This is a genomic window from Dietzia cinnamea NBRC 102147 (assembly GCF_001571065.1).
In the GTDB taxonomy this organism is placed as follows: domain Bacteria; phylum Actinomycetota; class Actinomycetes; order Mycobacteriales; family Mycobacteriaceae; genus Dietzia; species Dietzia cinnamea.
On sequence record NZ_BCSW01000042.1, the window covers coordinates 15316 to 27098 of the forward strand.

Genomic DNA, 11783 nt, shown 5'->3' on the forward strand with positions numbered 1-11783 from the left:
GATGGCGACCATTACGCTGATCAACAAGAAGGAGAACCTCGACGGTTCGCTGCGCAAGCGCGTGTTCGACATGCTCTCCAAGCTGCAGGCCGACGACACCGCGGTGGGCGCGCACGTGGAGCCCATCAAGAACGCCGTGGACGGTCGCATCCGGTCGGTGCGGGTCAACGACAAGTTCCGGGCCCTGGTCTTCAAGATCGACGGCGGTGCCGAGACCCACTACGTCTATGTGGGCACCTACCCGCACGACGACGCCTACGACGCCGCCGCGACCATGCAGCTCCGGGTCAACCCGGTCAACGGCGTGCTCACCCTGGTCCGCGAGCAGGCAGCGGCGCTCGACGCGAAGCTGGCCGCCGAGCAGGCCAAGAAGGCCGCCGCACTCGAGGCCGCGGCCAAGGCCGGGCAGGAAACTGAGGATGGGGCCGCAACCGGGGGCGCGGAGACGGAGTCCGGTCCTGGTCCCGAGGCGTCGGCACCGGCTGAGGCGGCCCCGGCCGCCGCGGTGGTCGAGGACCCGACCCCCGAATTCGCGGCGAACGGGATCGACGCCGACGTCCTCGCGCGCGAACTGGGGATCGACCCCGCCGTCTCCGGTCCGGCGCTGGCGTCCACGACCCTGTCGGAACTCGAGGCCGCGCTCCAGGCGGCAGCCCCGTGGGAACGCGACGCCCTCCTCGGGCTGGCGGTGGGCTACTCCCTCGACCAGGTCCGCGACGAGCTGCGGCTCGGCGCCACGGCCGACGACGCCGAGGTGTCCGACGCCGACACTGACGAGTTCATCCGCGCGGTCACCGCCCCGGCCGCACGGATGCAGTTCACGTTCCTCGGCAGCGGCGGCGACTCGACCGACGTCATGCGCGAGATCATCGAGAACGGTGACTTCGAGGCGTGGACCACCTTCCTTCACCCCTCGCAGGAGGTGCTGGCGACCCGCTACCGCAACGGCGCCTACCGCGTCTCCGGCGGCGCGGGCACCGGCAAGACCGTGGTGGCGTTGCACCGTACCCGCGCCCTGGCGACCCCATCGCTCACCGGTGCCCCCGCCGAGTACTCGGCCGACGCCACCACCCCTCGGGTGCTGCTCACCACTTTCACCCGGGTCCTGGCGGCCTCGCTCTCGGCACAGCTCAAGATCCTCGACGCCGGCCTGCCCCGTGCCTCGGCCATCGGTGACAGCGGCGTGGCCGTGGCCGGTATCGACCAGACCGCCATGACCGTGCTCAACCGGGCCACACCCGCCCAACTCGCTGCCGCCGGGCCCGCCGTCATCGGCCAGTCACTCTCCTCGGTCCCCTCCCCGCTGAGCGACCACGATGAGCGCGAGCTGTGGTTCGAGGCCGTCGAGCGGGCGGCGGTGAAGCCCGAGGGCGCGACCGCGACCCCCGAGTTCCTCCGCGGGGAACTGGAGACCGTCGTCCTGGCGCAGGGCATCACCACCAAGGCCGGCTACCTCAAGGCCGACCGCGGCGGTCGGGGCACGCCGCTGAACCGTAAGGCCCGCACCGCGGTGTGGTCGGCTATCGAGTCATACCTCGCCATCACCCGTCGCGAGAACAAGCAGACCTTCCAGGTGCTCGGGTGCCTCGCCGCCGCCGTGCTCGACGGGATCGCCGACGCCGGCGGGGGTCGGCTGCTGGACCACGTCGTGGTGGACGAGGCGCAGGACTTCCACGTCGGTCACTGGCGATTGCTGCGGGCGCTCGTCGCGGAGGGCCCGAACGACCTGTTCATCGCCGAGGACGGCCACCAGCGGATCTACGGCCGCCCGACCGTACTGTCCCACTACGGGATCAACATCCGTGGCCGGGCCTCACGGCTCACCCTGAACTACCGCACCACCGACGAGAACCTGCGCTTCGCGATGGGCATCCTCGCCGGCGAGACGTTCGTCGACACCGACGGCGAGTCGGAGAACCTCACCGGCTACCGCTCGGCCCGCAGCGGTCCCGCGCCGCAGGTGGGCCATGCCGACAACCTCCGTGGCGAGCTCGACATCGCTGAGGGTCACATCCGCTCCTGGCTGGCCGAGAACCCCAAGGCGTCCATCGGCGTGCTCACCCACAACCGGCGGGACGTAGACCGGATCATCGACGGGCTCGAGTCCCGCGGCATCGAGATCAGCTCCGGCGAGGGCTCAGGCGTGCACGTCAGCACCATGCACTCGTCCAAGGGCATGGAGTTCACCCACGTCGTGCTCGCCCGCGTGAGCGAGGGGACCGTGCCCGCGCCCGTCCGCCACGGACTGACCGACGAGGACCGCGAGCACCTTCGCCGGCGTGAACGGTCCCTTCTCTACGTAGCCGCGTCCCGGGCCCGCGACCAGCTCGTCATCACCACCGGAGCCCAGCCGTCCCCTCTTCTGCCTGCCATCACCACGGAGGACACCGCATCGTGACAGACGCGAGCAGCACCGGCACGTACTCCTGGCGGCTCGCGTTCCCCTTCTGGGACGAGGTCGCGGACCACGTCCCGGTATCGGGCGAGAGGCTCATCGCCGAGACCTCGCCTGAGGATCGCGTCGAGACGGTACTCGAACTGGCCTCGGCGTTCCGGGGGGCCGGGGACGCCGCGCTCGGCGAGATCTATCCACTCATCCCGTCCCAGTTCGGCCTGGTGGTGGATTCCGCGAAACCGCCAGAGACATTCGCCGCCCTTGCTGTCCGGCCCGCTCAGGACGTCAACACCCCGCTCACGCGAGCCGACGGGCGCCGACTCCACCGCACCCTCTCCCAGGTCAACGCCGCGGCCGCGGCGGTACCCGAACCCACCTGGCCCCGGGATCCCGTCCTGCGGGCGGTGAGCAGCGCGGTGTTCGCGCTCCCGCCCGAGAGGTTCTACGCACTCATCGACATACGGCTCAGGGGCGGAGACGCCGACGCCGCGAGTGCGTACGTCAACCGGGAATTCCAGGACGACCTCGACACCATTCTCGAAGCCGCCGTAGCCGAGGCGCGTGAGGCCGCGGACTCACCGGAGATGCGGCACTGGCTGGAGACCCTCGTCTCCCCGGACGGCAACGTCGCCCTGTCCACCCATCCGCAGCTGCGCCGACGCTTGGGGTTGCTCGACGTGACCCTCGCCCAGGCGGTGGAACTCCTCGTTCACGACGTGGGGGACCTCTCCAGCGAGACGGATCATCCCGCACCGCAGCGGGAAACAACGCCGGCAGAGACCGTCAGCAATGTCCGCCCCGGTACCTCGACCCCGACAGGCGATTCCCCACTTACCGGCCTGGAGGAGGGTGGCGCGCCCACCGGAGAGGAGCCGGTACTCGCTCAACCGACCCAGGCGGTCACGCCACCCGCGGACGAGGATTCGACGGACGCTGATACCAGCACGATCCGCCCGCACGAGCACGCCACCCCCACGTCCGGTGGCCCTCATCCCGGACTGGGCCTGACGTCGGACGACGACCTCGACGCGTGGGAAGCCGCGCTGCGCGACAGGTTGGCCGATGCCACGCTCGCCGTGGACACCGACCTGTCCGCGGTGGAACTCGACGTCCTCCTGGACGTGTACGGCGACCGTTACCGCCTGTCCCGCGGGCGGGGCACCACCGTCGCCCAGATCGCCCACCACTTCCCCGCCGCCACGCTCATGTCCCTGGTGGGCATGGCGTCCATCGGTCTCGAGGACAACACCTATTGGGACCGGTACTGGGGCCGCCTGAAGGTCGAGCACGGAAGGAACGACGAGAATCACCTCCGGCACCTCGTGCTCCCGCTGCTAGAGAAGTTCGGGTTGGACCCGATCGAGGGCTTGTCGAAGTCCGGTCACGTCCAGCGCCTCGCCATTCATGCCGGCACCCCGGCGGCCAGTGCGGGCCGACTCATCGAGGTGCTCAGCACCTACATCGGCTCGGTCTCCTCACGTGACACCCAGCCTTTCGTCGACTGGGTGCGGCAGCCGGGACAGGAGCACGTCTTCGAACGCCTGGACTACCCCACCAGGAACTTCGTCCGCTACAGCGGAGGACGCGGCGCCGAGCTGCTGGGCGAGATGGCCCGCATCGTGGCCGAGATCGCCGAGAACCCAGCCGCCGACGCTTCCACGCTGACCACCGACCAGACATTCCTGCCCGAGTTGCTCGTCGATCCACTCCGTCGGGCACTCCAGGATGCGGACGTCTCCGGATCGGTCCGCTCGCAGCGCCGCAGGTCGCGGCTCTCGCCCACCCTCCACCTGGAGGCGGACGATTCGATGGTGGTGCGGATCCCGGCCCCGTCGAGCCACACCTCAGCTCCGTGGACTGTCACGCTGGACAACCACGTGGTGCGAGTCGCCGCCGAGAAGTTCAGCAGCGATCGATCAGTCGAGGTCCCGCTTGAACACCCCACCCGCCGTGTTGTGGTGACGCATCCCTCCCTGGCGCACCCGATCGAACTCCGTCTTTACGACGCGTCCAAGCCACTCATTCTCTTCACCACGCAGGGCGAACACATCCCGGACACCGCACGCCTGCCCAGGTCGGAAGTGCTCACTGTCCTGCCGGGCGATCTCACCGTTCTGGGCGAGCATCCCCACGCACCCCGCGTGATCGACGAGTTCGGCGCGCCCCTGGGCTGGGACGGTTGGACCATTCTCCAGTGGGATCTCACTGAAACCACCTCGCTGCGGACCCGGACCTCCCAGGACGAGGTACGCGACCTTCCGGTGGGCAGCCAGGCGCTTCCTACTCTCTTCGACGAGCCCGACGACCCGCTCCCCGTTCTCCCCGGGGTGTTCAGCGAGAAGCTCCCCGTTCTGCACGACCGTCCGTGGATCGTGCTGCCCGCCCTCGGTGGGTCCGAGGCGACGTGGACGATCCGGTATCGGCGAGCCGGCGCCACGGAATGGGTCATCCAGGGCGACTACACCTCTCCGGACGGCGGCGAGGTCCCCCTGTTCGCTGACGAACCCGCGCAGCTCGGCCGCTTCGACGTGCGTGTCACGGGACCTTTCGGCGCGAGGTTGGAGACGAGCGTCTTTGTCGCCGAGGGGCTGGAGATCGCCTACGACGACACGCTCCGCATTCCCACCGACAACGGACTCACCGAGGTCACCGCCACGGTCTGGTCCGACGACCCGATGCTGGTAGTGCTCGACCCGAACCTACATTTCGGTCCCGACGATTCCAAGCGGCCACTCCGCATCCGTCGGGGAGCAGCCTCCGAGATGGTCACCGTCCGGCCCCCGCGGATGGAATTCCGGATGACGCCCGTCGGCGGCGTTCCCTCATGGAGCGACAGGCAGATCGGGCGCCGCCCGGACGACTTCACCGGAGCGGTACTCGCCGTCCGCGGGATACCCGAGGACATCGATGTGGTGGCAGAAGTCCGCGATCACACCGGTTCGGTACGAGCGCGGGAGGATCTGGCCTCTCGCTCCCGCGGCGGCGTCCTCACCATGACCGCGGATCGCCTCGCCGGGGCCGCCCGCCAGGCCCAGTCCGGTGAAGTGGTGCTCCAGCTGAAGTACCCCGACGGCACCTACGCAGCTCCGATCATCCGTTTCAACACCGTCGCCGCAGACGTGAGGATCACGGTCGAGGAGGACGAGATCGTGGTACGGGGTCGCAACCTGCACCCTGACACGACAGTCCACATCTGGAAGGTAGCCCGGCCCTGGAGCCAGGTCCTCACCGTGCCACTCGTAAAAGGCCGGGCGCCATTGCCTGCGTCGGCCAGAGAGGTGGGTGACCTGCGGATTGCCCCGGCCGTCCAGGACGACTGGGACCCGGTTCCGCCCTCGCCCCTGCCGTCCGGGGACAGCGTTCGGGTCTCCCGCCCGGGCGACTTCGCCGACCCCGCGACGAGTGGGTTGTCCCGCTTCCTCCTCGGCCTGGCTGGTACTGACGACATCGACCCCACCCGCCCGGAGGTGTGGTCCGCGCTCGGCCTGCTCTCCCGCGGACTCGAGGCTGGCGACGATCAGCGGTTCCGCCAACTGTCCCGGCTGCTCGGCAACTCTCCCCGTCGAGCTGCACTGTCCCTGGCCGCCGCGACACTGGACTCCTCCGACAAGCTCGCCCTGCTCATCCGATCCGGCCTGGTTTTCCACTCGTTCAAGCCCTACGGCCGCGAGGACCTGCTGGCCAGGGCCGCCAGCACCGCACTCTCGTCGGAACCCTGGCTCGACGTTCTCATCACCATCGCCGACATCCCCGCCGCGAGCGTGGAAGAGCGCATGGCGCTGCGGAACCGCCTCCAGGGCGTAGGTGGACGCACCCTGATCGACATCCTCAAGAGCGGGAGTGATCCGCTGGCGATTTCCGCGTCCCTCGACGCGGAACTGGTGCTGCGGAGCGACCGGCCCGACGAGGTGAACAAGTTCCTCGACACCAAACGACTGGTACCCGGGGGTCTCACCGACGCGGCCTCCAGGTACGACGCCTACCGGGCCCTGTTCCGGAACAAGGATTCGGAGATCGACAGGCTTCGAGAGTTCTACGGCGTGTTGTTCGAGGGGCGCTTCTCACCCCTCGGTGAGGTCAAACGCTTCGGTGTCCTCTGGCGGGCGGTGACCGCCCGGACCCGGAAACTGGGGAACGTCACCGACGCGCACCCCTGGGCCAACGCGCCGTTCGCCAGCCTGACGTTCTGCCTCTATGCCCGCCTGGCAGCCGCAGACGAGATTCGACTGGACCCGCCCCCGGGCTTGGACACGGCATGGGCCTGGTTCGCCGCACGAGAGCCCCGGCAGACCATGATCGACCTCCTCATCGCGGAGGCCCTGGTCACCCGGATGACACTGCGTGATCGCAGACGCAATCCCTATTCTTCGTTCGACTCTATGACCGACGAGGACATCGTCGACCTCATCGTCACCCCCTAGGAGAACAGTGACCGACATACTCGACCCGCTGATCACCGCCCGGACCATCGAGACGACGTACAAGCGGTACCTCACCACGATTCTCCACCCGAAGGAGGCCAGCCTGCGTGACAAGTTCGTCGGCGAGGTGGCGAGATCGCGCGACCTCACCAAGGGGCCGCTGCTCGAGACCACCCCGCCCTACGCCCCGGGACAGTCGCTGAGCGATCTCATCGAGGAGGGCGTGCTGGAACCCACGTTCACGCGCCTGGCCGGCCCTGAACTGCCCTTGGAAAGGCCGCTCTACGCGCACCAGGAGAACGCGATCCGCAAGGTAGTGGCCGGCCGCAACGTGGTGGTGACGACCGGCACCGGCTCGGGCAAGACCGAAAGCTTTCTGCTGCCCATCTTCAACCACCTCATGGCGGAGAAGGCCGCGGGAACCCTCGGCCCCGGGGTCAGGGCCTTGCTCCTCTACCCGATGAACGCCCTCGCCAACGATCAGCTCAAACGACTGCGAGCACTCCTCGCGGACGTCCCTGAGATCACCTTCGGCCGCTACACCGGCGAGACCAAGCACACCGCGAAGGACGCCCAGCGACACTTCCGGTCCCTGCACCCCGGAGAGCCACTCCTGCCGAACGAGAAGCTCAGCCGCGAGGAGATGCAGGCCGAGCCCCCGCACATCCTCCTCACCAACTACGCGATGCTCGAGTACCTTCTCCTGCGGCCCCGAGACATCGAGTTGTTTGCAAACCACGGCTCCCAGACGTGGCGGTTCGTGGCCCTCGACGAGGCCCACGTCTACGACGGCGCCCAGGCAGCCGAGGTCGGCATGCTCCTTCGTCGGCTCAAGGACCGGGTAGCCCCCTATGATCGCCTCCAGTACATCGCCACCTCTGCGTCTCTGGATGGAGAGCCTTCTGAGGTGACCACCTTCGCCTCGGAACTGTTCAACGCCGATTTCGAGTACTCTTCGGATCCCGCCCGGCAGGATGTCGTCCACGCGGTGCGGATCACCTCACCGGACGCCGCCACCTGGGAGATCACTCCCGAGCAGCTTCTCGATGTGGTGACCGGCCCCACCGACGACTGGGGATTCGGAGGAGACGACGACGGCCCCGACCTCGACCGGTTGGTCGAGCTCTCAGGCATGTCGAGCGCCGGTGAGGCACTCGACCACGAACTCCACATCGTCACCCTCCGTGCCGCCCTCGCAGACGGCCCCGTCGACATCCGCGTCCTCGCCGGGCAACTCTGGCCGGATCACCCGGAGGCCGAGCGGCTTCTCGAGACCCTCGTCCGATTGGGTGGACGGGTGAAGGCGGACAACGGGCACCCGGTGCTGTCCGCCAGATACCACTTCTTCGTGCGCGCAACCGAGGGTGCCTTCGCGTGTCTCTCCGAGAGCGGCCCCCACGTCGCCCTGGCCAGGCACGAGGAGTGCCCGACGTGCGAGGCAGCGATGTTCGAGTTCGCCACCTGTACCTCGTGCGGGACCGTCCACTTAGCGGGACAGGTCGAAGACGACCGGCTGACCCCCGTAACCGGGCGGTCCCACCTCGCACGGTGGTTCGCCCTCCTTGACTCTGCCGACGTGATGGAGGACGAGGACGACTCGATCCTTGCCGCCGAGGAGGAGAGTCTCAACACCTCCGCCACCTGGCTATGCACTGGCTGCGGTGCCCTCTCCGATAGTCAGGTCACCGCCTGCCTCTCCGGATGCGGCAAGGGCACCATCCGGCCGATCTTCGACCTACACACCAGTAAGGCGGGCCTGTCGACCTGCATCCACTGCGGGGCGCGGAAGAACCACCTGATCCGGCGCCTCGATCTCGGCAACGACGCGCCAGCTGCGGTGGTCGCCACGTCGCTGTACCAGCAGCTACCGATCGCTCGAGACGAGTCACGCGATCTGGTCGGGCAGGGCCGCAAGCTTCTCATGTTCAGCGACTCGCGGCAGGCCGCCGCGTACGCCGCCCCGTACCTCAACGGTACCTACTCCCGGCTGGTCCAGCGTCGTCTACTCACCCAGACCATCGACTCCCCCTACTACCAAGACGAGGCGGCCACCATCGATGACCTGGTGGCCGACGCCGTGCCCGTGGGGCGTAAGGCCCACCTTTTCGAAGCGACGGACTCCAAGCGCCACACCGACCGGGCCGTAGCCACTTGGCTCATGTCCGATCTCATCGGCACAGACACCCGCCAATCGCTGGAAGGCCTGGGCTTGCTCCATGTGAGCATGCGCCTGTCGGAGGATGCCCCGCTTCCTGCGCCCCTCGTCAGAGCTCTCGATACCGACGGCGCGCGAGCTGTCCTGCAGCAGCTGGCGGCGATGGTCCGGCGCCAGGGCGCAATGACCATGCCCGACGGGGTCGACGCCACCGACGAACTGTTCGCCCCGCGCAATGTTGTGATCTCTATGCGCTCCGATGGTTCCGACCGTCGTCGCAAGCAACTGTCCTGGGCTCCCACCCGCGGCACAAACAAGCGGCTCAACTACCTCGAACGTGTCCTGGAGAAGGTCGGCAAGCGCGACCAGGCCCGCGAGTTTCTCGACAGGCTGTGGACGGTTCTCGGTGAGGGCGGAAGCCGCGGAAATGGCCTCGGTTGGTTCAAGGACAACACGCCTACCGTGGGGACGAGCCAGCTTGACCACCGGATGATCGACCTTAGATCCGGCATCACAGCACAGTGGTGGCGGTGCTCCGTCTGCCGGTCCCGTACCGCCCACAATGCATTAGACGTGTGCCCGACCCTGAACTGCGACGGGATGCTCGAACTGGCCCCAATCCCGTCACTCCCCGAGGAAGTGAACCACTACCGGCATCTGTACCGGTCCATGGCACTCGCGCCCATGTCCGCCAGCGAACACACCGCGCAATGGACTGCAGAAGAAGCTCTTGAGATTCAGAACCGCTTCATCCGGGGCGACATCAACGTGCTCTCCTGTTCCACCACCTTCGAGCTCGGTGTGGACGTGGGCGACCTCCAGGCAGTCGTTATGCGCAACATGCCGCCACGCACCGCCAACTATGTGCAGCGCGCCGGCCGCGCGGGCCGTCGTTCCGACTCCGCTGCCTTCGTCACCACCTACGCTCAACGGCGACCGCGTGACCTCGCTCGCTTCCAGGACCCCACTGACATGATCAACGGCGTCATGCGTGTGCCGTGGGTGCCCATCGACAACGAACGCATCGCCCGAAGGCACATCCATTCGATAGTGCTCGCCGACTTCCTGCGGAAACAGTTCGAGAACCATGGCCGCGAGTTCCCCCACGTCGCAGATCTACTCTGCGCCGAAAACCCAGCCGACGAGGCATGGCGGCAGATCGAACCGTTCCTCACGCCGGTCCCGCCGCACCTCGCGGACGCCGTAGCTCGAGTCGTTCCGGGCGAACTCCACGACGAGCTCGGAGTAGCCGACGACGGATGGGTCCGCCACCTGATCGAGCGGTTCGAGACGGTAGCCGAAGAGCTCCGTCTCGAGCGTTCGCAACTCACCGAGCTTCAGGAGAACGCGGCGGCCGAGAAGAACTACAAATACGCCAGCCTGCTCGACCGGACCTTGCGCACGGTGGAAAGCCGCCAGACCCTCGCCGTGCTGGCACAGAAGAACATCCTTCCCAAGTACGGATTCCCCGTCGACACTGTGGGCCTGCGCACCAACCACTCGCCCGATCCCGCCGGTCAAAAACTCGAGCTGGATCGCGACCTCGCCTTGGCCATCCTCGACTACGCACCGGGCAACCAGGTGGTGGCAGCAGGCAAGCTCTGGACTTCTCGCGCCGTGGCCAAAAAACCCGGTAAGGCGTTCGTCCGCCACGAGTATAGGGTCTGCAGCAACTGTGGAGCCTTCCAGACCGGTCTAACGCTGGAGGGCGCGGACACCACCTGCGCTGTCTGCGAAACCGAGTTCAGCAGCAAGGCGATCAAGAGGTTCATCATCCCTGAGTGGGGTTTCGTCGCAGATCCCGTTCCCGACCCCGTCGGATCTGCGCCTCCCTTGCGTGGAACCGTCGGTTCATCACATGTCGAGTATCCGGGGGACTCCATCTCGCAGGTCCAGCTCATCGGCGGCACGGCCACCACTACAGCCACCTCGGGGGTGCGCGCCCAGATGGTCGTCCTCTCAGAAGGGAAGGGCGCCGGGTATCGAGTGTGTAGCAATTGCGGCTGGGCCAAGCCTCACATGGGCGATAGGTCGACCACGCACACCAACCCACTCACCGGTGCCGACTGCAAGGGCAGCTTCGAGTTAGTCGCGCTCGGTCACCGCTACCAGACCGACACCGCAGAAATCGTGCCCCGGGGTCTCATTGACGCGAACTCTGACGCGATGCACTCGTTGATGTACGCGCTCCTTGAGGGAGCGTCAGAGGGCTTGGAGATCTCCAGGGACGATATCGACGCCACACTTTCTTGGTCGCAACGCACGAGGTCAATAGTCCTCTATGACACGGTCCCCGCTGGGGCCGGCGCGGCCCGCAAGATCACCGAGAACATCACCACCGTGCTCGACGAAGCGTACAAGCGGGTGGACAACTGCGACTGCGGTCTCGAGACCAGTTGCTTCGGCTGCCTGCGCAACGCGTTCAACGACCGGCATCACGAAGTGCTCAAGCGGGAGGACGCGCTGAGGCTCCTTGACCAGATTCGCTCGTACACAGCGGTGACCGCGGCTGACCCCCAGAATAATGACGTGCCAACTTCGAGATTCCCCAGCAATAAACAGGGCGGAGCTACGTAGTTTGGAGGGGGAACTTACTTTCATCATCAGCACCCCTTCCCGACGCTATATTGCTCCAAACTGGACGGCAAGTGCTGTTATATGCCAAGTAGAACCTTTCGAGACGAAGCATCCACCAATCGGGGAACCCCACCTCAAACGACTCCGTCACCAGGCTAGACTCCCGCAATTTGGCCTTAAACCCTAGTCGGCATACTCGTCGCGAGGCCATCAGGACTACCTGGCCGCCAGCTGT

General features: G+C 67.1%; 3 protein-coding genes. All 3 read left to right on the forward strand.

The genetic code is table 11. The annotated features are described in order from the left end of the window. The first annotated feature begins 1 nt into the window (after position 1). The 3 genes from DCI01S_RS12765 to DCI01S_RS12775 are packed head-to-tail and all read left to right on the forward strand — an operon-like array spanning position 2 to position 11548. The gene (locus DCI01S_RS12765; RefSeq protein ID WP_061229580.1) at positions 2-2398 is read left to right on the forward strand and encodes a 3'-5' exonuclease; all 2397 of its coding nucleotides are present in this window, start codon (positions 2-4) and stop codon (positions 2396-2398) included. After that, positions 2395-6816 (forward strand): hypothetical protein, encoded by a 4422-nt coding sequence (locus DCI01S_RS12770; protein WP_061229581.1) that lies wholly within the window; start codon positions 2395-2397, stop codon positions 6814-6816. The genes DCI01S_RS12765 and DCI01S_RS12770 overlap by 4 nt, the downstream gene beginning before the upstream one ends. A 7-nt stretch (positions 6817-6823) precedes the next feature. Next, positions 6824-11548: a DEAD/DEAH box helicase family protein gene (locus DCI01S_RS12775; RefSeq protein WP_061229582.1), complete on the forward strand. Its 4725-nt coding sequence runs from the start codon at positions 6824-6826 to the stop codon at positions 11546-11548. Positions 11549-11783 lie beyond the last annotated feature (235 nt).

What these genes read in the sequence shown, in the direction of transcription:
- DCI01S_RS12765 (WP_061229580.1), top strand. Translation starts at nt 2, where the DNA reads ATGGCGACCATTACGCTGATCAACAAGAAGGAGAACCTCGACGGTTCG.